We start from the raw sequence: 21,539 nt of genomic DNA, 5'->3' as shown, positions 1-21,539 counted from the left end.
GCGGTTGTCGGGCATGACAAACGTCACCGGGTCGCTGCTTTCGCAGGGTGATAGGTAATGAGGGGCTTGAGCCTGCAGAGGTTTTGCTCACCACCTAAGTGTCGTTCCTGCGAAAGCAGGAACCCAGCGTCGTTGAACCATCGTCGCGCCAACGCAAACACCCAAAGAAAAACAGGCTGTACCCGCAAAGGGCACAGCCTGTTTTTATTGCGCGATGAAGTGCGTTCAGGCGCTGGTGCTGATGCGCGTCTGGCTCACCGAGATCGACACGCTCACCGTCGTTTCGCTGGCCGTCAGCGTGCCGCCGCTGCCATTGCCGGCGTTGTCGCCGCTGCTGCTGCCGTCGCCGTCTTGCTTGTCGCCCTTGATCTTGGCGAGGAAGTCGGCCAGGCCCTTCTGCACCAGGTCGTAGGTCTTGTCGATGTTGCTGGCGATGTCGCCGTTGAGCACGTTCAGGCTGTCGAGGATGCCGCGCGCTTCCTTGAAGCCCTGGTCGACGCCCTTCATGATTTTTGCCATGTACTCGTCGGCGTTGGTGGCGTCGTCCTTGTCGACGTTGCCCTGCTTGTAGAGCTCGAACAGATTGGTGACGAACGAGACGATGCGCCCGGCCGTGCCTTCCGGCGAGTTGTCCTGCGACATCGCGTTCTGGATTGCGTTGTCGCCGAGTTCGGGGCGCAGCACATCGTTGATGTTCTCGATCGCGCTCTTGTAGACCAGCGCCAGCGGGTCGTTCTGCGAATTGATCGACACCTCCAGAGAAGCCTGCAGGATCGAGACGTTGAGCTGAGCCTTGGAGCCGGCCGTGGTCAGCAGGTTGGCCTTTTGCGCTTCGGCGATCTTGTCGTTGTTCGCGCCTGTCGTTGCCGGCAGGTTGGACGAGTCGGTGGTCGAGGTAGTGGTGGGCAGCAGCGACTTGGTGTCGACGCCGCCGGTGGTGCTGATGGGCATGACGGTCTCCTGAAAAAAGAGGGGATCCGTAAATCGAAAAGGGGGAGGGCGGATCCGCTGGAGCGGCAACGTGCAACACGCATCGCCGATCCATTCCTTCATAACGGCGGTTGGCGCGCTATCTGAATATTGACAGAAATTTACATCTGCCAGTTTCAGCGCATTGTGCGATTTCTTCTTCTTTGTTTCAGCACTGCAATGCGTCTGAAAGCCTTTCTGGTGAAGGCTTTCGGCGAATCGCCGGGCGATAGTGCAGAGCTGCGGCGCAGCGAAAATTTTTTGCGGAAAAAGTGTAACCAAATGTGGAGTCGATTGCCCCGCGCAAATCATTTTGCAGACGTGCAACGAAAGCGCGTTACGCATGAGCTGAGAGAAAACGCAGCGTATCGGAACGCTGCGTTCAGTGAAGAGCTGGGATAAACGCAAGCGCTGGACGACGTGCCGCATCGTCTCGCGATGTTCCTCACTCCATCACGAACAGGCGGCGGTGTTCGCGGATCGCGTAGCGGTCGGTCATGCCGGCGATGTAATCGGCGACCTTGCGCGCCTGCTTGTGGCGACGTTGCTCTTCGTCGGCGATGTCGTTGACCTGGTAATCCGGCGGCAGCAGGTTGGGCTGGCTGGCGAAAGCGTCGAACATCTCGCCGATGATGCGGCGCGCCTTGGCCGTCATGCGGTTGACTTGGTAGTGGCGGTACAGCTTCTCGCGCAGGAATTTCTTCAGTACCGTGGCTTCGGCCGCCATGGCGTCGGAGAAGGCGATCAACTGCGGCGCGTTGCGCACGTCGGCGATGTCGCGCGGCGCGACCTCGGCGATGCGCGACTGCGAGGTATCGATGAGGTCGACGATGAGCGCGTTGATCATGCGGCGCACCGTCTCGTGGATCATGCGGCGGCCGGTGATGCCGGGGTAGGCGGCCTCCACTTCGCGCAGGTGGCGCGCGAAGAAATCGACCTCGCTCATCAGTTCCATGGTCAGCAGGCCGGAGCGCAGGCCGTCGTCGATGTCGTGGTTGTTGTAGGCGATCTCATCGGCCAGGTTGGCCAGTTGCGCCTCCAGCGAGGGTTGCTTCTTCTCGAGGAAGCGCTGGCCGATCTCGCCCAGCTGGCGCGCATTGGCGGCCGAGCAATGCTTGAGGATGCCCTCGCGCGTCTCGAAGGTCAGGTTAAGGCCGTCGAAGGCGCCGTAGTGCTGCTCCAGCTCGTCCACGACGCGCAGGCTCTGCAGGTTGTGCTCGAAGCCGCCGAAATCCTTCATGCAATTGTTCAGCTCGTCCTGGCCGGCGTGGCCGAAGGGCGTGTGCCCCAGGTCGTGCGCCAGCGAGATGGCCTCCACCAGGTCCTCGTTCAATTGCAGGTTGCGGGCGCAGGAGCGCGCGATCTGCGCCACTTCGATGCTGTGGGTCAGGCGGGTGCGGAACAGGTCGCCCTCATGGTTCACGAAGACCTGGGTCTTGTACTCGAGGCGACGGAAGGCGGTGGAATGGACGATGCGGTCGCGGTCGCGCTGGAACTCGCTGCGCGAACCGGGGGGAGTTTCACTGAAGCGCCGTCCCCTGGAGTTTGCCGAGTTGGCGGCGTAGGGGGCGAGGTGCGGCGGCGCTTCAGTGGTCATATCAATCTCCGGTGCAGGCCGCCAGGGTTTGCAACAGCAAGTCCTGCGGCGCGTTGGTAATGAGCGGGCTTCCCAGCGGCTTGATCAGGATGAACTTGATCTGTCCGCCTTCGTTCTTCTTGTCGACTTCCATCAGCTCCAGCCAGCGCTGCTCGCCCAGGTTCGGCGCCACGGTCGGCAGGCCGGCCGCGGCGGTGACGGCGCGAATGCGTTCGCGCGCGGCGGCGTCGATGTAGCCCAGGCGCTGCGACAGGTCGGCCGCCATCACCATGCCGCAGCCGACGGCTTCGCCGTGCAGCCACTCGCCATAGCCCAGGCCGTTCTCGATGGCGTGGCCGAAGGTGTGGCCGAAGTTGAGGATGGCGCGCAGGCCGCCTTCGCGTTCGTCCTGGCGCACCACGTCGGCCTTGATTTCGCAGGAGCGACGGATGGCGTAGGCCAGCGCCGCGTCGTCCTTGGCCACCAGTTTGTCGACGTTGGCTTCGATCCAGTCGAAGAAGGGCGCGTCGATGATGGCGCCGTGCTTGATCACTTCGGCGATGCCGGCCGCCAGTTCGCGCGGAGGCAGCGTGTGCAGCGTGGCGGTATCGGCGATCACTGCCTGCGGCTGGTAGAACGCGCCGATCATGTTCTTGCCCAGCGGGTGGTTGATGCCGGTCTTGCCGCCGACCGATGAGTCCACCTGCGACAGCAGCGTGGTCGGTACCTGCACGAACGGCACGCCGCGCATGTAGGAAGCCGCGGCAAAGCCGCTCAGGTCGCCGATCACGCCGCCGCCCAGGGCGATCAGCGTGGTCTTGCGGTCGCATTTCTCGGCCAGCAGCACGTCGAAGATCTTCATCAGGCTGGACCAGTTCTTGTGCTCCTCGCCGTCGGGCAGCACGATCTCGGTGACCTGCTTGCCGGCTGCGCGCAGGGCGGCGCTGACCTTTTCCAGGTAGAGCGGGCCGACCTTGTCGTTGGTGACCACGGCGGCGCGCTTGCCGGTGACGAACTGCTGCAGCAGCGAGGCGTCGTCCAGCAGGCCGCGGCCGATGAGGATGGGGTAGCTGCGCTCGCCCAGGTCGACTTCCAGTGTGATCGGGGCGGTGGTGTTGGCTGGGTTCATGCTGCTTGTGCTCTGGCTGGCGCCGGCGGCGCTGTTGATGATAAAGGTCGATTCGCTGGTGGTGGCCACGACGCTGCCGTCTGCAGCTGTGACCACGGTCGCGCTGCTGCGTTCGACGATGAGTGCACCTTCGGTCGCCATGTTTTGCATCGGCGTCGGCGCCTGCTTGGGCGACAGCTCCAGGTGGCTGATGATGGTCTGCACCAGGAATTGCACATTGGGGCGATTGGTCTCGACCACGAAGTCGGCCACCTCACGGTACAGCGGCTCGCGCTGGCGCGAGAGTTCTTCCAGCTTGCGGCGCGGGTCGGCGGTTTGCAGCAGCGGGCGGTTCTTGTCGCGCCCGGTACGCTGCAGGATCTGGTTGATGCTCGCGCGCAGGTAGATGACGGTGCCGCCCTTTTTCAGGTTCTCGCGATTTTCCTCGCGCAGCACAACGCCGCCGCCGGTGGCCAGCACAATGTCGGGCTGGGCCGAGAGTTCGCGGATCACTTCGGCCTCGCGGCGACGGAAGCTTTCCTCGCCTTCGATTTCGAAGATGACAGGGATGGCTGCGCCGGTGCGCGCCTCGATCTCGTGGTCCGAATCGACGAAGCGCTTGCCCAGCTTCTTGGCCAGGGCGCGGCCTATGGTGGTCTTGCCGGCTCCCATCAGGCCGACCAGAATGATGCTTCCTGTCATATCAAAGAATTCTGCGCAGCAGGCTAGTGTTCGGTGATGCCGCCGGGCTTGAATAATGGCGCAGTCGCGCGCTCGCCGTTTCGGCAAGGCCTGCGCATCCTGCTTGTGGCCCGGCGCGGCAGGGCCGGAAAGCCGCGACGGTGTTGCTGTGCGGCAGGTTTCAGGCCCAAACGTCGATTTTACCGTCCTTGCTGCCTCGCCGGGGAAAAATTGGATCCGGACGGCCCCGGCATGCGTTCAGTAGGGGCGCTGGCCTGCCACCACGCGCGGCGTGAGGAAAATCAACAGCTCGGTCTTGTCCTGCACCCGCGCGCTGTTGCGAAACAGATGGCCCAGCACCGGGATGTCGCCCAGCAGCGGCACCTTGGCCTCGTGCCGGTTCTCGGTCTGGGTGTAGATGCCGCCGATCACCACGGTGCCGCCGTCTTCCACCTGCACCTTGGTCTTGACGTGCTTGGTGTTGATCGCCAGGCCGCCGGGCGTGGCGCTGCCGCGGCTGTCCTTGTTGACGTCCACGTCCAGGATCACGTTGCCGTCCGGCGTGATCTGCGGCGTCACTTCCAGTTTCAGGTTGGCCTTCTCGCCGTTAGGAGTCAATGATATTGTCCTTTTAAAAATTGTCCATAAGGTTGGTGTCTTAATTACACCTTCTAGATGTCACGCGAAATAGTCTTCAGGATCAATTTGTGACAATGCTGTGTTGAGTTGCATCCAAACTGACCAACTTTCCCCGGAAATTTGCATCCTAAGTTGACCCATGTTTAGTCACCCTAAAGGACACTCTACAAATCCGAGCCACGACGATATCATCCAATTAGTTCATCTGACCTTGGGGATAGCCGATGATGGACTGCCGGCATTTCAGCTCATCGTCGGTGAAAATGACCTGCAGATCAACTCCGGCCAGGTCAGATAGCGACAACTGGGAACAGATATTACAAAATTGTTTATTGGGGGGGGCGGTGGGAATCTCAGAGGATGCAGCAGCAAAATCCATCGGACTAGCTCTATCAGGTGGCGGGGTTCGTGCTGCCGCATTTCATGCTGGCGTCTTAAAGAAGCTAGCCCAAGATCAAATCCTGGAGTCTGTTGAACACGTCTCTACAGTATCGGGTGGAAGTCTATTCACGGGCTTAGTCTTTAGCCTCTCCGGCTATAAATGGCCGTCGTCTAGCCAATACCTAGCGGAAACCCTGCCTTGCATCAAGATCGCCCTGACGAAGACTTCGTTGCAAAGGGAGGCTATACAACGCTTGCTTCTCCCAAAGAACTGGCGCTACATCCTATCGCGCGCAAACGTACTGGAGCAGACCATTAGGGAAGTCTGGAACATCGATGCGCGGCTTGATGCGCTTTCTGACTCCCCGACTTGGTCAATTAACTGTACAACAGGAGAGACAGGTCGCAGGTTCAGGTTCAAGAACAAGACGATGGGAGACTACGAGACTGGGTACGCATCCGTCGACGGCTTCGCTTTATCCAAGGCCATGGCGATTTCTGCGGCATTCCCCGGCGGTATTGGGCCACTGTCCTTATCCGTAAAAAATTGCGCTTGGAAAAAACGCACTAAGTGGAACCAAGGAGAGGCACAAGATTACCTGCCGCCATTTTCAAAGTTCCATCTCTACGATGGCGGACTATACGACAACTTGGGAATCGAGCCCCTGTTCGATGTCGGCAAGCAGCTAATCAAGAACGACTCATCGCTAAGACGCCCTCTCAATTGGCTCCTTGTATCTGATGGTGGTGCACCGTTCGGCAGAACGAAAATTCCTCACCCCCTAAATCCGCTTCGGTTCAAAAGAATCGCCGACATCGCTCTCGACCAGACACGCGCGTTACGTGTGAGATCGCTAATGAATCATTTCACAGCGCGCAGCGGTTCGGGAGCGTACGTCGGAATCGGCATGGATCCCCGAAAATCAATTTCAGAAGGAACGAAAGGAAACCCTAAGTTGCAAGAAGAACTTCTCGAACTGGCGTGGATTTCAGCAGAGGACGCAATGCGTGCAGCAATGTATGCGACCAATCTGAATGGAATGGAAGCAGCCGATTTCGATCTTCTTGCGCGCCATGGTTATGAAACCGCCAGTTGGGCCGTGAAGATTTCGCAGCAATAACCACCAGAGAAAATAAGAATATGGAGCTGAAGGCGATACATACCAGATTTCGTGCGTATCAATTGGGTGAACCAGGATCATCGTTTTCGTACTTTGCCGATAATCACTTCACGTTAATTGAAGCCAAATTAACGGCTCGCAGCATCGAATCTCTTGCCGAAGAGATGAGAATTTGTGCAAAGACCGAGATCGATACGCTGCATATCACCAGTTGGGACATGGATCATTGCAACTTGCGCGAATTGAAGGAGATCCTGGCGACGCTCATGCCAAAAAGGATCGAGTACCCCGGGTATGACCATGATTCCGAGAACGCGAAAAACTGCCTTTCGGAAATCATTAGCTACCAGAGCAGCAGACGAAAAGCAGCATTGCGCATGCTGGCTCAACGCATTGATCCCCCCTATATTGAAGGCCTGAATAAATCGGATGAGATTGGATACAGCGATCTCATTTTTCATCCTAAGGAGATCTTCCCTAATTCCAATGACAATTCGACAGTAAAGGTCTTTCGTGGTGGCATGTTTAACGTCGCGAGCCTAGGGGATATTGAGCATCCGAATATTGGGGCAATGCTAAGGAGATCTAGAGCCTTTAAGAATGAAATTGATGTTCTCATATTGGCTCATCATGGCTCAAAAAACGCCATCAATTCAAAGAACTTCTTTCAGGCAGTCAAGCCATCGCTCGTAATTTGCTCAAGCGACTATGACAACCAATATGGTCATCCTCATGATGAGGTCAAAACGGCGCTCCATGAATTGGGGACTCGGATATTCACAACGAAAACTGGCGACGTTGTTATTGAGTCAATTCCCAATCATCGAAAAGAATACTCGATAAAAAACTACATCAGCAACTCAGATAAGCTCTCCTCCAGAGATCAATACATCAGCAAAAAATTTCGGTTACTGAGTATGAACTCAGACACTCTTCGTGCACGCCAGAATCCAGGATTTAAAGGTCTGAAATAATATCGTGGGAGCGTCTACCTTAGGCGCATTTTTCTTTGTGGCGCCATCCAAGGTCCGGACGGTTGTATTGCTCTACTTAATAGGAAATGAATTCGCGCTAGCCCCCGCATTGCAAGCGCGTCTCATGAATGTCGCCGGCAAGGGACAGACGCTCGCGGCATCTCCGAATCACAGCGCATTCAATACATCCAATGCACTCGGTGCTGCCCAGGGAGAAATGTCAATTGCTGCAGGCTTTGGCTAGGCATCTACAGGACTTGTTGCGACGGCGTTGGAAATCATCGGACTGGCCCTCATGCTTTTGGCGCTATGGTTTGACAAAAAAGTAAGCCAACTAAGCGAGCAAAAAAGTTCTTCATTCAATGAGAGGCGCGGCAACTGAGTAACTGAATTTGGCTTTCGATTCCTAGCAATGCCTTTGATTGACAGCGAAGCATGCGCATATTTAGGAATAGCTACGCATAGCTTGGATTTTCGTTCACGGAAAATCAAATTTCGTAAGGAGAAATATTCAAAACATCAATCCACTCGGGCATCTGATTGCTCTGCAAGCGCTTCTCGCAGATAGGCAGTCAATTTCTTCAAATCGTCCTTCGTAAGCTTTCCGGCTAAACGAACAAATTCAGCCAACTGCTCATTTGGTTCAAAGAGGTAGCTGAGCGGCACATTCAAGGCCTCTGCCAGGCGCCGGGCGGTTCCCAGGTCGGGAACATGGACTCCGCGCTCGTACTGATTGATCCTTGGGCTGGCCGAGTACTCGTCTATACCCGCAGACACTCCCAAGCCAAACTGAGTGATGCCGGCAGCCTGCCTGGCGCTCTTAAGTCGCCGTGGGAATACTCCGGAAGTGTCTTTTTTTGAACTCATCCTAAGAGTGTCTTAGGATGCTATTGACGTTGTACTAAGACTTACTTAGTATCCGTTTTCCGGTTCTTCTATCAAGAACAAAACGTAATCCTGATTCGCCTGATAGTTACTAGCCAGCCGAATCGAAATGATGACTGTAACCCAATGAACGTCTGTGATATTCGACCACTTTCAACTTACATCGGAGTTGGTGGCGCCTCTAAGGTAGTAAAAAAAATCTCGATGAAAGTCGATGGTAGTTTGACGGTTGAATGGCGTCGTGAACCTGGGAACAGAAATAATCGGAAAATCCCGCTGCGTGGAAGCGAACCAATAGAGCAATTTGCGCACTGGGCAAAGTTACTAATCGACACGTGGTCCTCTGACCTCGAGCACTACCTTTCTGAGTCGACCATGGCAACTCAGCATCAGCTCATTGGCAATGTCGGAACAGATGCTGTTGTTCAATCGCCGGAATGATCTTGGGAATCATCGCGATTGACGCGGATGGCGTACTGTTAAACTATAACGATGCATACGCTGTTGCTTGGCAACGTGCATTCGGGGCCTATCCTGACCTCCAAAACCGCGGTGCTTACTGGGCGAAAGAGCGGTGGAAGGTCGAACATCTTACCGGCTCTCGACTGAAACACTTCCGATCTTATTTCGATGAATCGTTTTGGAGTTCTCTGCCAGCGTATGACGGAGCAATCGATGCATGCATCCGTCTAAAACGTGCGGGCTATGACTTGGTCTGTGTGACAGCTATGGATCCACGCTTTCGGCAAGCACGAGAAATAAATCTTCGCAATCTGGGATTTCCTATTGAACGGGTATTTTGTACCGCAGGAATTGATGGCCCAATTAGCCCCAAAGCGCGAACGCTAGCAGCTATAGCGCCAGTTGCCTTCGTAGATGACTACTTGCCCTACATGCGAGGTATTCCTGCGTCGATTCATGCTGCTTTAATCATGCGTGATCCGTCTGGAAGCCCAAACATTGGCAGCGATCTAGCTTTGGTGCATTCTCGACATACTTGTTTGGCAGAGTTCGTTGATTGGTGGGTGACGCAGGCTCACGTAGGCTCTCTCAGCGGATCATGAGGGGATCGTTAGTCCTCCTCTGCGTCCATCTTATGATCATGGCTAGCCGACTGCGTTCCGAGAGAACAACCAGCGACTAGAACTTCTGATACCTGAACTGAGAGCGGGAGACCAAAGTAGGTGAAAAAGACAAGACCAATCGCGTTCTGTTGCGTATTTCAGTGGTCGTGGACATCTAGCTCGGCGACGTGGACACTCAAGGTTTGGCCGGCCTGGATACCTCCCTGCGAACTAAGTGACATCTCAGTTGCACAGAATTCAAGACACTCCCTTATTGAGAGTAAAGAAAAATGGCTATCGAGAGCAAGTCACGACATATGACGCATGCAGACGGCAATGTGTTCGCCGACTTAGGATTTGGGCCAAAAGAAGCGGCTGAGCTTAAGGTAGGCTCTCAAAGGCTTATCTTTTTAAAGCTGGTAGTCCGGGATTACCTAGTGACCGAACTGGCGGCCTGGATCGAAGCCAACAATCCGAAGCCATCTGATGCTGGCCGGATCTTGGGTATAACTTGCCGGCGTGTTGCAGACATCAGCAACAAAAATGGGAGTGAGTTCTCTATTGACTCGTTAGTGGACATGCTGCTCAGAGCAGGCAAGCGCGTCACTGTTTCCGTTGAATAGAGCCCGCTTTACAGAAAATTAAGTGTATCTCTCGCAGCACCGAAAAAAAGAGAATGTCGCGCTGATGTTGGCGCCGTGCCACAGAAGTTAGGCAGCATTTAACGCCTTGGCCCCGCTGCTCCACTTGCCGTTCTCAATGTTGGCGGGGCTGGGCTTTGTCGCCATCTTTGCTGGCGCCGCCAATACCCCCATCGCATCAGCCGTCATGGCTATCGAACTCTTCGCCCTTGAAATCGGCCCCTTTGCGGCGATTGCCTGCGTCGTTGGCTGCCTTCAGCAGGCAATGGAAGGTGGGTCAAATGGAGAGGGTCAATTCTGCGAGCAAATCAACACCATCATCATTTCCAAAAAAAAAATATCGACTTTTCAGCCTGCGGGGAGCGTTTGGCAATAAAAAAAGCCCGGCGAGGCTTCGAGGCCAGGCCGGGCTGGATACTTCTATGCAATGCTCGGATTACTCCTCGTAATCCTCTTCGTCGTCGGCAGCAACGGTGGGCTCAATGTCTTCTTCCTCTGGCTCTCCTGCTTTCGCTGCTTCTTCACGCTCGGCATTAATTGCGGCCTGCATGGCACCGACGAACGGAGCCATCTTATCCAGGTTGGCACGATACTCAGACTCCCACAGAACATTGCGCTTCTCTTCGAAACCAATAATTTTGCAGTTCTTACGGCCCTCCCAGCTATTCGGCACAGACTCGTTCGCCACGAAGATTTGATGTACGTCCGCGTGACCGTAAATTGCATCAAGCAGCTTCGCAGTGTTCTTGTCGTCCAGACCTTGCTGGCGCGGGGTATCTACAATGAAGGGGAACGTCGGACCAGCACCGTGCTTTGCATGCATCTCTAAAAGCGCCAAGTGCATCGCCAGGTAAATCCGCGGCCCAGAACTTCCTGAAGCCATCGCAGGGCGTCCACCAATCTTCACGCTCTTAATTTCTTCCGCGGCGACATTCAGGCGGTCCGCATGCGACTTCACCGAAGCCTTGAAGTCCGCACGCACGAGCTTCATCTTCTCTTTGTCGATGAGTCCCTCGAGCTCCGTATCCAGGGCAGCCTTATCTGCATCGATGACTTTGATACGTTCCTGCATCGCCCGTGCAGTTTTCTCATAGGCCATCTGGATAGTGTCTAGGCTCTTTGCAATCACCACATCGGAAACACTGGTATCTCCGTTATGCCGCTCCATCGAAGTACGCAATTGCGCCATCTGTGAGGTGACGTTTTTGAGCTTGATGCGAAGCTTGCTGTCTTCGTCGCGAAGCTTGCGAAGTTGGTCACGAACCTGCAAGACCAACTGATGGGCATCTTTGGCATCGCTGGCCAGGTCGAGCCGGGCACGGAACGTAACACCATGCTCTTGGCCGCAAGTCGGGCACGCAATCATGCCGTCATCAGGCACCTTCGAGAGATAGGCCAAATCCTCAACAAGGTCACCTTCCGCTCGAGTCACTAGCTGCAGTTCTGCTGTGCGCTCCTGCAATTGCTGCGTAACATCGAAAAGCGCCTTGCGGACGGTATCCTCTTCTTTGCCAAGCAAAGCAACCTTCGCCGACATTGCCTTCAGCTCTTGCGCGAACAGCCCTTCATCGAGTTTAGCCTCGGTGGCAGGCAACATCGCCCGCACCTGTGAGTAGGCACTCGACTGAACTTTCACCTGGGCATGCGCGTCCCGCAGCTGCTGCGCCATATCGTCACGGGTAAGCTGCAGCTCGAAGTATTTCAGCGGGCGCAACCCAGTGAATGACTCAAGCACGGGAGCTTCCCAACGCGCGAACTGGCCCAACTTCGTGAAGTTGCTCCACTTGCGCCCCCAACCGCCCTCTTGGTCAATGTAGAAGGGCAGCACCGCATACTCTGGACCAGCCAGAGCAAACTCTCCCTCTTTCGGACGCTGGAGTTTCAGTGGGTAACCGAAAGTATCCGCAAAAAAACTAACCCATTTCTTGGCACTCTCCGTACCCAGCAACAGTCGGCCGGCATCATCAAATGCAGCTCGCTGGTGCACACCAGTGCGCACAAACGTGAAACGCTTTCCATCGACGCTCAATTCTACGCTGGCAACGATATTGGAATCCCAATTCCCAGCGTTCCGCGCGGATGGCTCACATCCTAGAGCCCAGACCAAATGCTTCAGAATTCGAGACTTACCAGTCTCGTTTTCACCGGCTAGAAGGTTGTGAGTCGGACTGAATTCCAACCGCCGCGCCTTCTCGTCTCTTTCGGATACCAGCGAGAGTGCGTGATAAACGACGGTCCGCTTCATTTTTTGTCCTCAGATTGCGAATCAGTCGGAACAGATGGTAGTTGCTGTATTGGATTTGCATTTTGGATAATCATGGACATAAGACAGTACAGATACTCGCGCTTGTAATCGCGAGCCTCCGGGATTTCTAGTTTTTGGAAGTCTTCGTACCAAGTCGAAAGGATATCCGTAACCCTTGAGATATCCTCGTACTCATTTCTGTTTTCGTGAAGCGCTTTAAGATGGGCGGCTATCACCGGGGCAGGTCCTGCACGATTCGTAATCTCGACGCATGCACGAGACAGCTCTCGACGCATCTTGGTTACCAGAGTGAACGGCGCCTCTTCCCTATCCAGCCTATCGATGACATCTTTCACCAAATCTTGGGTAGATTGTCGAGCATCGTTGGCCGCTGCCAGGTATAGGTCGACATCTGCGCGCGTTACCCCCCGCGCCAAGATTTCCTGAAGATTCTTAGCCTTCTTTGTTGAACTGCCTCTCAAATGCACATAGGAGGCAATGACCAACACGGCCAAAATCGTTGCTTCAGCACTCAGGTTGAGTTCGCTCCCAATGTGCATCTCAGCAAGCTCACCGGCGAGGAATTTGTGCGCGTCCGAAAGCGGACAATCGCTTACCGCCAAGCCGATATCAACCAGATTGATAATCTCCCCCTCGGGGACCTGTAACTGAGCACGCATCTTACCCTCGAGCTCAGTCAGTAGACTGGCATCGAGGCTAGTCAGCTCGAAGCTAGTCTCCATATTCTTGCCGCCGACGCCATCGGGAATCTCATACTTGGCGTTCGAGACGAATACTAGACGTGCGCCGGCCAGGTCCTTAAAACGCCGTCGATGAGCGTACAGCTTCGCAAGAAAAGATTGTTTGGGCTTCTTGGCCCGGGCCTTCTTCGCTGGCTTCTTCTCCTCGCCGTCGTCTACAGGCTCGGTCGTAGCGGACGCATCACCATCATTGGCCGCGGCTGGAAGTTCGTCCTTCCCCGGCTCGGTGAGCTCTTTGAATTTCCAGTGATTAGATGTTTCGTGCTTCTTCAGCTGAAGAAAGCGAATGCTTGTTGGCGCTTTTGAAGAATTCAGGATGGCGACATCCTGCTGCCATTCGAGAACGACCGCATAGTCCTTGCCAGTCTTGTACTCTCTCAGAGCCTCAAGAACAGCGTGCCATACCTGAAAGTTGAAGCCGCGCATTGCATGCTGACCGCCAGTTTCATCCCCCTTGAAATCACGAAACAGGTCGGACACGACTTGCTCTAACGGCAATTCGGTTTGTATGCCAATCATTATTCTGTCGATGACGCCCTTAACCCCAAGGGCTTTTTGTGCATTCTTGCCAGAGTGTTTATTCTCTGTGTCTTAACGTTTCTTGTCGAGTATTTTTTCAGCCGACGAGAACAGACCTCCATAGGCATTTAGAACGCAAAAGCCCCGCGAGGCTTCGAGGCCAGGCCAGGCTGCTGTGCTGATACAGGTCATTTTTCCCGAAGAGGGTTGCAACCACGCTTATCGATTCGCATTAGAATTAATTTCCACATGGAAAATAATAGGGAGCGAACGTGGCATATACCCCTCTGCGTATTGACTTCGTCGACCTCGACGTCGTCTGCACTCGTACTGGCGGAAACGGCCGGCATGGCTTTAAGACCCATACCGCATATATATTACTGAATGAAGAAACCGGGGCCGAACAGCCCTTTGGCCCCACATGCGCCGAAATAGTCTTGGGCGGGAAAGCAGCGCTGCGCGGCATTCCCGACTTCACAACGCGGGATTTCACGCCGGAGGCTGGTGAGGGTGACCAGGGAACCGGTAAGGGCGGCGGCGGTGGAGGTTCTGGAAGCCTCGGAGCATCGGCGGACGATAAGGTGCGAGGATTTGCCATCCGCTACCTATTGCTCCGAATGGAACGAGTGGCAAACATCCCAGGCATCGTGCCTGGCATCCGCTTCGAAGCACTTCAGGTCATCTACGACCGGTTCAAGCAAACACGGATTCTGACTGATGACGACATCCGATACATCATCAACTTGGAGAAGTCTGAAAGAACACCGGCGGAATACCGGTCAACACGTCTGCTCGACGTGTACACAGCGTACATCCAGCTACAGCGGCAAATCAAACGGACCACGAGCGCCAAGGGACTGGAGTTTCTCACCAGCGTCCGAGACAACAGCCTTCTGCGGAAGCTAAAACTGTCCGCCCTTCAAATCGAGAAGGCGAAATTGAAGCTCCATCCAGAGGCGTTTGCTGCCTGAAGCCAGGGGCGCTGGGAGGCGCCCAACAATAACCCACCAAAATCACCCAATAAGAAAACTATGCCAATCGAAATAAGCTTTTTGTGGAAGCTCGTTAACCCCATGTATGCGTTGACCCTGGGCATATCAATCATTCTAGTCGTCGCTTTGGTAGCCTATTTCCTAACTCGAAGTAAACCTCAGACAAAGAGATGGCAAGCGCTGCTCTCGGAAATCTTGGTTTCGGTAGGCGTTATTGGCCTGCTGACATTTGCAGCAAGGGCTCATATCGAGTCTGAGATTCGCCACGATTCGGCTCAAGTTAGCGAGAACAAACGCCTTGCCAGGGTAGCGTCGATGAATATGCTGATGAAATATTGCCTACCAGGGCAGTCGACAGCACGTCCGACACCGGATATGGAAAGCATCTGGGCCGCATGTAAAGTCACAGGGCAAATTCTCGATGGAGATGAACAACCAATCCGTTACTTCATAGCCCGCGACCAGATGAAGAACGTTTCACGGCCGGCCGACCCAAATGGTGACATCGCTCGTCGTATCGATGACATGAGGGCCGCTATCAATAACGTGATTGATGCCGACAGGACGGCCAGCGATAATCTCCATCGCAAAATTCTGGTCGAAAGAGATGTCTCCTGGATTCTCGTTTTACTGTGCGCCATGTCCGCAATGTTCGGCATTGGACTGAAATGGGCGAAGGCGATTTTCGAGTTCCGAAAGGCAGCACCAATGAAAATTGGCACGAAATAGAAATTTACGGACATTCTGGCGGAAACCCGCGCCAGCTAGGCGTGTCACTAGGCGTATCACTTCATCGCCAGCCCCTGGTCCAGCCCGAGACCTTCACTCCAAAGCGGGGCCATTTTCGTTACAACTCAACAATAACGCCTCAAACTCTAGAAAATCAAAGCACCATATGCCGTCCGGGGATAGAGCTCGATCGTTGGCTGTTGATCTGGCCGGCAAGAGATTTCCGCGACTTGATGCTGATCATAAAAGATTTCAAAGACCACTCGTTCTCTATCTAGAGGACGAGTAATAAGACTCGTGAATTTCTTCATTTGTTTGTGGCCTAAAATGTAGCGAATTTTCCTTCACTCATGGAAAAGCCATTTCGGGTTTCAGCGTTCTTATGCCAACAAAGCGAGGTCAGCGCTAGCTTGTGCCAGCCGTTTGGCGGCCTGCTCCAGCTGAGGCATTAGCTCACCACGCCGGTGCTGGGCTCGTTCATAGAGTCGCTTAAGCTCTGCGGGGCCAGCCATCATATTCTTTTCAAGGAGCACTTTGCGAAGCCGGAATTTATTTAATACGGCATCTTTGTCAGCAGTCGAAACTGCATTCGCAGGATTGAAAGTGAAACGACGTTCGCAGCTTGCTTTCCAATCCAATACTGCCCTCGTCAAACTATCGCCAAAGCCACGTACCTGCATTACACGCTGCTTGGTGACATCTGCGGCTGTCTCGATGCCAAACGAGCGGAGCGCAGCTTTCCGGGCAGGTCCCACACCCGAGATAGTGGCACTATCGATAAAGCATCTATCCAAGAACTTATGTTTCTGCCGTTCATAAGCGGTGTGCTTGAGCTCCTCAACAGCTTTTGTCTCAAGCTGGGGTAGATTTTGCAGTTCATCGCGAATCTTGGTCAGCTCAGACTTTTTCCCAACAAACATTTCAGGACCTGCTTCCCCCCGAAGTATCTGCGTCAGCTGCTCATATTCAGCCTGTGCTTGCTTGCGAATTGACGACCGGCGCTCCTTCTCAGCCACTCGAGCTGCTCCACCGGCTGAGCCTGCAGCCACCCAACTCACGGCAAATAAAAGTAGGCCAGCAAACCACAGCTTCGGCACTGCAAACATAAATACGACTGCCACTACGAGCGCAGAAAGCCGATACCCTACGACAGTTCTCTTCGTTGTGATATTCGAGGGAAGGGGCTGTGGCTTACAAGTAAAAGACGCCGGTGATGGTGCATTGACCTGTGACGGAACTGGGATTGATTGGATGAGTCCCCATACCTGAGCCAGCACAAAGCCACTTGCGGTAGAAACGAACTCTGCGCCTAGGTCGACAAAGTAAACCACCCCTTGCTTTTCCAAATCGCACCACGGACATGATGACGAATGATTCGGATACAAATGCATACGTGAGGCGCTGCACTTTTTCAACCCGTTTCTTAGCCCATCGAGGGCCGAGACCCATTGACTCGCCGTTGGACGGCCAGCACGCATCCCGGGTTCTGTGAACGCCTGGACGAACATAGCCTCCATGCTGGGAGGCAAAATGCTAAGGGGAATTGATCGTGGCGGGGGCGCCAATCCCCTGCTCTTGAAGTCCCGAGCATACGCATATCGAAAATGCTCAATATCAGTTTCAAGAGCATCTCCAGCCCCCTTCATCTGGGGAACACCCGCGAAGGGATGTCGCCCACCAAAGAGAACATGGAAAATCAACAGCGCTAAACCAAAGTTATCGTGGTTAGCGGTACGGGCAACGCCATGAAATGGCTTTCCTTGTAGCTCTGGTGGGGTATACAAGGGAACACCCACTTCGCAAAGATGCAACTCATTATTTGCATTTATTTGGAATGAGTCGCTATCAATGAGCGATACCTTGCTATCGCTACCTACTAAGAAGCTATCTTGGTTGACGTCACCAATGGCAAAGCCATGGGAATGGACAACCTCAAAAGACGCCGCGACATTCCGTGATACGTAGATTAAAAAGTCCCACGCGGCTTTAGGGTGTGCCTGCCGGCGGTGCGCCGGGCTATAGAACATGTGGATGGGCTCTTTGTTGGTGACCTTCTTCATCAAGAAGCCTACAACAGGCCCGTTCGGACTGGAGTGCAGAGTCGCTTGAGGCCACGCAATGTAGCTCAAAAGCTCTGTATCAGCTGTCGATGCCATATAGCGGAGCTTCGACTGTTTCTGCTTATCAGGAGCCTTATGATAGACCTTGGCAACTTGGTCGTTGGCTGATGGCACCTCAAAAACCGCCGCTTCACCGCCGCGTCCTAATTCGCGGCCAAGAGAAATCGACATCCCTGCCGCCGTGAAGAGCGATTTAGACATAGTGCTTACGTGGATTGAACTGCGAGAGCCAGAGTCTTATCGTCGTCAGTTCGCTCGTTAACGGCAGGACCGCTGAGAAACTTTGCAAGCAATACCTGAAGCTGGTCCTCTTGCTCCTCGGTCGCTACTTTTAAGGTCTTGAAGAATGGCGCAAAGAACGGCTCGTGAGGCATGTTGGTCGCGAGGTTTAGCGCAATCCGCTGAATTCCATCGCTAAAAACAGCAGCTAAAGAGACAGCATTGGCGTATGTCTTCGTTATCAGGACCTCAACTGCATTCTCATCGGTGATAAAGGAAGTCATGTTGGCGTATTCGCCAGACATAGGAACTATCGCAAGCTCTAATCCCTGGCCCACATCAATAACTATCCCGCCATCGCCAATTTGAAACGCCAGCGTTCCTAGGGGAGAGGACAATAACCCGAGGAAGGTACAAGAGAAATCCCGACCAGTGAGCTTCTCCGCATCGGCCGCCCTGAAAATTCGGTCCCTTATCGAAAGAATTAGGTCAGTAGCAAGCCGGTCGTTCAGGCCGAATTCGCGTTGCGCAAGCTTCGTCGTCAGATAATCAACAGCTCCCTGGATTGCAAGCTCAGCACCCTCCCCACCACGAGATGCACTACCAGCGCCATCGGCTACGAAAATGGACAGAAGTGGTATGCCTGGACTCAGCTCATAGACCTGAGCCCAACAACTATCCTGACACGGCGTATTCGTGTGAGCATGGGAAGTGCCAACTTCCGATGCCGCGACGACTCGCCAGCTCACACCAGCGTCCAGCCCGAAGGAGGTTCCAGCGGAACCGCTTGCCCCGGTGTGGAACGAGAAACCTGGCGCAAGGAACTGGATAGCCAGCTAAAGAGCTCGCGGAACTTGAGGCCGTCTAACGAAAGTGGAGCACGGGTACTGATTTGCGCTAACACGTCCATGCTCGCTCCCTTCACACCAATGGCGAAGAAAGCAAATTTCTTGGAAGCCTCGCCCTCACGTACTGCGGCAGCGGAATTCTGCCATTGGTCAGTTGGAGCACCATCCGTGATAAGGAAAATCCAAGGGCGGAAATAGGCAATCCCGTTGGCACGGTATTCGCGCTTGCGGTCTTCCACCATGTTCAAGGCTTGACGGATAGCCTCCCCCATCGGAGTATCTCCTTGGGCCTCAAGATGTGGTGGATAAAACATGGAAGCGCTCGTGAAAGGCAATTCCACTTTGGCAGGACCAAAGGTGACGATGCCTACCTCGACACGCTTCATTGCCAATGCATCTTGCGACAGTTCTTCACGGAAGGTATTCAAGCCGGCGTTCAATTCATCAATCGCTCGCCCATTCATTGAACCTGAAACGTCTAGCAGCAGCACGCAGGGGCATCGAGGCTCCGGATTGCTGGCGAAATCGTTCGTTTCAAAGGAAATCTGCTCGACCATCTACTTCCCCCCCCCCAGTTGCATATGAGTAATAGCCGTGGATGAATGCCTCTCATCCCGCGGAAATGAAAAACGCAGTATATTGTAGAGCTTACATTCCAATTACGTAAAGGCGCTGGGGAGCACCACTATAAAGTTGCGTCGTATTGGAAAATTTCGCGGCTGGCCTTCAAATACTTGATTTCACTGGACCTCGTGAAGGAGGATTTCTCCTGGTCCTAGCCAGCTTTAGACAAGGAAGAAAAATGGGTTGGGGATTCCGTAAATCATTCAAGATTGCCCCGGGCGTGCGCGTCAACATCAGCAAACGAGGCGTTAGTACGTCCGTGGGAGTCAAAGGCTTCACTGTCAATTCAAGGGGACGGGTCACCACCAGCATCCCCGGAACCGGCATTCGCCACACCACTACCCTGGGTTCCGGGGAAAAATCCACGATACGAACATCACAATCGATAGGGGGCGCCGAGATGGCACAGACCAAACGGGAAGTTGAGAACGAAGTGTTTGCAACTAACCTGTGGCAGCGCCGGCGTGCAGCTGTTTCTTCCTACTTCCTCTCCCACGGGATTCTCGTGGGTATGGATGATGTGGAGCGGGCACTGGCGATGCAGCCGCATGATGTGGTTTTCTCCAGCCTTACGCCTCAGTTCTCGGAAACCACCGAGGCAGTGCAGCTGCTCCAGGACATTGGTTCGTTGTCGCTAGCAGCCAAGGAAAAAGCAATGAAGGCACTGTACGTCATTGAGAATACGCTGGCAGGCGCTCGCGGGACAGCAACTGGCATCAGCGAAGGATTGCAGGACCTGAACGTCGCCATCCAATCTACTCCCCCAGCGCCCAAGTTTTGGGCCTACATCCTCTGGGTCATCGTGCTGGGTTTCTTCTCGCTAGGGGCGCCGCAATTTGCAGTGCTGCCCATCATCGTGCTCTGCGTTGGTCTGTATAAGAAGTCGCAATACGAGAAGAAGCTCATACTATCGAACGAAGCTGTGACCATGGCAAACGCCAATCTGGACCAACTCATTAAGCACGAACTTACGCCGCGAACCTACTTCTTGTCCAACACCTAGCGAGGCTCCATGAGAGCCCGTTCACTGCAGATGTTGGATAAGGCCGTCTCAGCAATGATTGCGGCCATTGAAATCTACAACAAGCCAACCTTCGAGTACCGAGAGGAGTCGTTTGCGGTCTTGGCTATCAATGCCTGGGAGCTGCTCGCCAAAGCCAAGTACTTGAAAGAGAACGGTAATAAGGTCGCCTCCCTCTACGTGAGGATGAAGGTCAAGACCGCCTCTGGTAAGCCTGCGAAGTGTGCAAAGTACAAGCTGAACCGAACTGGCAATCCGATGACGTTTAGCTTGGAAGAGCTGGCGGAGAGACTTGTCAACGCGAAACACCTGGATGCCGAGGCTCTCAAAAATATCCAGGCACTCCTGGTCATCCGTGACAGCGCCATTCATTTCTACAACACCCACCCACTTCTCTCACAACGTCTGCAGGAAATTGCAACGGCGACAGTTCGCAACTTCGTCATTGCCAGCGGTGACTGGTTCAATGTCGATTTCTCCGAGTACAACTTTCATCTGATGCCACTGGCGTTTGTGAATCCAGGGGGCGCGGCAGGGGCAATCATTCTTTCCCGCGAGGAACAGCGGATAGCCAGTTTCATCGAGTCGCTGGATAACGGTGCCGAAAGCAAACGCCAATACGCAGTTTCGGTGAATGTGAGGATGAACTTTATCAAGTCGGCTGCAAAGGAGGCCATTAAAGTCCAACTATCGAACCAGCCTGATGCAGTGCCGATTCATTTGAAGGAAGAGCAGCTTAACGCCAAGTACCAGTACGACTACCGAGCTCTCCTGGCAATCTGCGCCAAGCGCTACACCGACTTCGTCGCCAGTGCTGCTTTCCACGCGATTCGTATGCCTTTATTGAAAGACCAGAAATACGCCATCATTCGAGAGCTAGACCCCGGTAATCCCAGGACAGCAACGAAGGCCTTCTACTCGGAAGCGATATTGACGGTTTTTGACCAGCACTACAAGCGGGCATAGCTCAACGGGCGCTGCACTGTTATCCGCTGTTGCATGGCCACGATTGCGTATTTCAGTGATGGTGGACATCTAGTTCGGCGACGTGGACGTTCTAGTTCAGTCGCCCTGGACAGTTGAATGACCAAAAAACTACTCAACGCCAACGGTCTATCGCTCTAAGAGGTCCGCAACCGCCGTCAAAAAGAGACATTATCCACATGAACATTGAATAACCGGCTCTCAGGCATGTGGTCTTCCTCCAAATAACGTTGGTGGGTCAAATCGCATCTGCCAACTATGCCATCCCATTTGCATTCGAAAGACATGAAACCGCGCGGGAAGCCTTGCCCTGTAGGCTCTTGTGAGGTGCATATGGGTCAATTGCATGCAAATTGACCCATGTTGAATTGCACTGAAAACTGACCCACTTTTCCAGGAAATTTGCACCCTAAGTTGACCCATGTTTAGACCACAATC

The 21,539-nt window shown here is 54.2% G+C and carries 17 protein-coding genes and 2 pseudogenes; 9 read left to right on the top strand and 10 right to left on the bottom strand.

Going from position 1 to position 21,539, the window contains the following annotated elements:
- Nucleotides 1-225 precede the first annotated feature (225 nt).
- The 4 genes and pseudogenes from J8I26_RS21805 to J8I26_RS21790 all read right to left on the bottom strand — a co-directional run.
- Complete coding sequence (locus J8I26_RS21805; protein ID WP_209609222.1) at nucleotides 226-951, bottom strand: DUF5610 domain-containing protein; 726 nt, start codon at nucleotides 949-951, stop codon at nucleotides 226-228.
- A gap of 463 nt (nucleotides 952-1,414) precedes the next feature.
- Nucleotides 1,415-2,566, bottom strand: a complete 1,152-nt coding sequence (locus J8I26_RS21800; RefSeq protein WP_209609221.1) for a deoxyguanosinetriphosphate triphosphohydrolase — start codon at nucleotides 2,564-2,566, stop codon at nucleotides 1,415-1,417.
- A 1-nt stretch (nucleotide 2,567) separates the two neighbouring features.
- Nucleotides 2,568-4,355: a bifunctional shikimate kinase/3-dehydroquinate synthase AroKB gene (gene aroKB, locus J8I26_RS21795; RefSeq protein ID WP_209609220.1), complete on the bottom strand. Its 1,788-nt coding sequence runs from the start codon at nucleotides 4,353-4,355 to the stop codon at nucleotides 2,568-2,570.
- 237 nt (nucleotides 4,356-4,592) lie between these two features.
- A pseudogene (locus J8I26_RS21790) lies at nucleotides 4,593-4,934 on the bottom strand (type IV pilus secretin PilQ); the annotation flags it as partial.
- A 263-nt stretch (nucleotides 4,935-5,197) separates the two neighbouring features.
- Between J8I26_RS21790 and J8I26_RS21785 the strand changes: the two are divergent.
- Nucleotides 5,198-6,475: a patatin-like phospholipase family protein gene (locus J8I26_RS21785; protein WP_209609219.1), complete on the top strand. Its 1,278-nt coding sequence runs from the start codon at nucleotides 5,198-5,200 to the stop codon at nucleotides 6,473-6,475.
- A complete protein-coding gene (locus J8I26_RS21780; protein ID WP_209609218.1) occupies nucleotides 6,448-7,449 on the top strand; it encodes a hypothetical protein in 1,002 nt (333 codons plus the stop codon). The genes J8I26_RS21785 and J8I26_RS21780 overlap by 28 nt, the downstream gene beginning before the upstream one ends.
- Before the next feature lie 519 nt (nucleotides 7,450-7,968).
- Here J8I26_RS21780 and J8I26_RS21775 read toward each other — a convergent pair.
- Nucleotides 7,969-8,316 (bottom strand): helix-turn-helix transcriptional regulator, encoded by a 348-nt coding sequence (locus J8I26_RS21775; protein ID WP_209609217.1) that lies wholly within the window; start codon nucleotides 8,314-8,316, stop codon nucleotides 7,969-7,971.
- A 455-nt stretch (nucleotides 8,317-8,771) separates the two neighbouring features.
- On the opposite strand from J8I26_RS21775, the gene J8I26_RS22750 reads away from it, so the two are divergent.
- The 3 genes and pseudogenes from J8I26_RS22750 to J8I26_RS21765 form a co-directional block, all read left to right on the top strand.
- Nucleotides 8,772-9,398 (top strand): HAD family hydrolase, encoded by a 627-nt coding sequence (locus J8I26_RS22750; protein ID WP_245200460.1) that lies wholly within the window; start codon nucleotides 8,772-8,774, stop codon nucleotides 9,396-9,398.
- Between the two features lie 290 nt (nucleotides 9,399-9,688).
- The gene (locus J8I26_RS21770; RefSeq protein WP_209609216.1) at nucleotides 9,689-10,021 is read left to right on the top strand and encodes an XRE family transcriptional regulator; all 333 of its coding nucleotides are present in this window, start codon (nucleotides 9,689-9,691) and stop codon (nucleotides 10,019-10,021) included.
- Between the two features lie 100 nt (nucleotides 10,022-10,121).
- Nucleotides 10,122-10,286, top strand: a pseudogene (locus tag J8I26_RS21765) (chloride channel protein); the annotation flags it as partial.
- 189 nt (nucleotides 10,287-10,475) lie between these two features.
- Here the strand turns inward: J8I26_RS21765 and J8I26_RS21760 are convergent.
- Both J8I26_RS21760 and J8I26_RS21755 read right to left on the bottom strand, forming a co-directional pair.
- Nucleotides 10,476-12,284, bottom strand: coding sequence for an ATP-binding protein (locus J8I26_RS21760; protein WP_209609215.1), 1,809 nt, complete (start codon nucleotides 12,282-12,284; stop codon nucleotides 10,476-10,478).
- Nucleotides 12,281-13,525, bottom strand: coding sequence for a dsDNA nuclease domain-containing protein (locus J8I26_RS21755; protein WP_209609214.1), 1,245 nt, complete (start codon nucleotides 13,523-13,525; stop codon nucleotides 12,281-12,283). Before J8I26_RS21755 ends, J8I26_RS21760 begins: the two co-directional genes overlap by 4 nt.
- A gap of 311 nt (nucleotides 13,526-13,836) precedes the next feature.
- Between J8I26_RS21755 and J8I26_RS21750 the strand changes: the two genes are divergently transcribed.
- Nucleotides 13,837-14,535 (top strand): hypothetical protein, encoded by a 699-nt coding sequence (locus tag J8I26_RS21750; protein WP_209609213.1) that lies wholly within the window; start codon nucleotides 13,837-13,839, stop codon nucleotides 14,533-14,535.
- Nucleotides 14,536-14,595: 60 nt separating this feature from the next.
- Nucleotides 14,596-15,285, top strand: a complete 690-nt coding sequence (locus J8I26_RS21745) for a hypothetical protein (RefSeq protein ID WP_209609212.1) — start codon at nucleotides 14,596-14,598, stop codon at nucleotides 15,283-15,285.
- A gap of 380 nt (nucleotides 15,286-15,665) precedes the next feature.
- On the opposite strand, the gene J8I26_RS21740 is transcribed toward J8I26_RS21745, so the two are convergent.
- Genes J8I26_RS21740 through J8I26_RS21730 form a run of 3 tightly spaced genes read right to left on the bottom strand, consistent with a single transcriptional unit; the run spans nucleotide 15,666 to nucleotide 19,029 of the window.
- Nucleotides 15,666-17,606 (bottom strand): helix-hairpin-helix domain-containing protein, encoded by a 1,941-nt coding sequence (locus J8I26_RS21740; protein ID WP_209609211.1) that lies wholly within the window; start codon nucleotides 17,604-17,606, stop codon nucleotides 15,666-15,668.
- Nucleotides 17,607-17,611: 5 nt separating this feature from the next.
- Nucleotides 17,612-18,373, bottom strand: coding sequence for a PP2C family serine/threonine-protein phosphatase (locus J8I26_RS21735; protein ID WP_209609210.1), 762 nt, complete (start codon nucleotides 18,371-18,373; stop codon nucleotides 17,612-17,614).
- Complete coding sequence (locus J8I26_RS21730) at nucleotides 18,370-19,029, bottom strand: VWA domain-containing protein (RefSeq protein WP_209609209.1); 660 nt, start codon at nucleotides 19,027-19,029, stop codon at nucleotides 18,370-18,372. Before J8I26_RS21730 ends, J8I26_RS21735 begins: the two co-directional genes overlap by 4 nt.
- A 245-nt stretch (nucleotides 19,030-19,274) precedes the next feature.
- Here J8I26_RS21730 and J8I26_RS21725 point away from each other — a divergent pair, with 245 nt between their 5' ends.
- Both J8I26_RS21725 and J8I26_RS21720 read left to right on the top strand, forming a co-directional pair.
- Nucleotides 19,275-20,099, top strand: a complete 825-nt coding sequence (locus J8I26_RS21725) for a DUF4236 domain-containing protein (protein ID WP_209609208.1) — start codon at nucleotides 19,275-19,277, stop codon at nucleotides 20,097-20,099.
- Between the two features lie 9 nt (nucleotides 20,100-20,108).
- Entirely contained in the window at nucleotides 20,109-21,083 is a 975-nt protein-coding gene (locus J8I26_RS21720) for a DUF3644 domain-containing protein (RefSeq protein WP_209609207.1), read from the top strand.
- Nucleotides 21,084-21,539 lie beyond the last annotated feature (456 nt).

It is taken from the genome of Herbaspirillum sp. LeCh32-8 (assembly GCF_017814915.1).
Classification (GTDB): Bacteria; Pseudomonadota; Gammaproteobacteria; order Burkholderiales; family Burkholderiaceae_D; genus Herbaspirillum.
Note: the sequence above shows the minus strand (reverse complement) of the source record. Positions and strands in the feature narration are given on the sequence as shown.

Bases quoted from the DNA above. Each gene is read 5' to 3' on its own strand.
- J8I26_RS21805 (WP_209609222.1), bottom strand. From the start codon at position 951: ATGCCCATCAGCACCACCGGCGGCGTCGACACCAAGTCGCTGCTGCCC.
- J8I26_RS21800 (WP_209609221.1), bottom strand. From the start codon at position 2,566: ATGACCACTGAAGCGCCGCCGCACCTCGCCCCCTACGCCGCCAACTCG.
- aroKB (WP_209609220.1), bottom strand. From the start codon at position 4,355: ATGACAGGAAGCATCATTCTGGTCGGCCTGATGGGAGCCGGCAAGACC.
- J8I26_RS21785 (WP_209609219.1), top strand. From the start codon at position 5,198: ATGATGGACTGCCGGCATTTCAGCTCATCGTCGGTGAAAATGACCTGC.
- J8I26_RS21775 (WP_209609217.1), bottom strand. From the start codon at position 8,316: ATGAGTTCAAAAAAAGACACTTCCGGAGTATTCCCACGGCGACTTAAG.
- J8I26_RS22750 (WP_245200460.1), top strand. From the start codon at position 8,772: ATGATCTTGGGAATCATCGCGATTGACGCGGATGGCGTACTGTTAAAC.
- J8I26_RS21770 (WP_209609216.1), top strand. From the start codon at position 9,689: ATGGCTATCGAGAGCAAGTCACGACATATGACGCATGCAGACGGCAAT.
- J8I26_RS21760 (WP_209609215.1), bottom strand. From the start codon at position 12,284: ATGAAGCGGACCGTCGTTTATCACGCACTCTCGCTGGTATCCGAAAGA.
- J8I26_RS21745 (WP_209609212.1), top strand. From the start codon at position 14,596: ATGCCAATCGAAATAAGCTTTTTGTGGAAGCTCGTTAACCCCATGTAT.
- J8I26_RS21740 (WP_209609211.1), bottom strand. From the start codon at position 17,606: ATGTCTAAATCGCTCTTCACGGCGGCAGGGATGTCGATTTCTCTTGGC.
- J8I26_RS21730 (WP_209609209.1), bottom strand. From the start codon at position 19,029: ATGGTCGAGCAGATTTCCTTTGAAACGAACGATTTCGCCAGCAATCCG.
- J8I26_RS21725 (WP_209609208.1), top strand. From the start codon at position 19,275: ATGGGTTGGGGATTCCGTAAATCATTCAAGATTGCCCCGGGCGTGCGC.
- J8I26_RS21720 (WP_209609207.1), top strand. From the start codon at position 20,109: ATGAGAGCCCGTTCACTGCAGATGTTGGATAAGGCCGTCTCAGCAATG.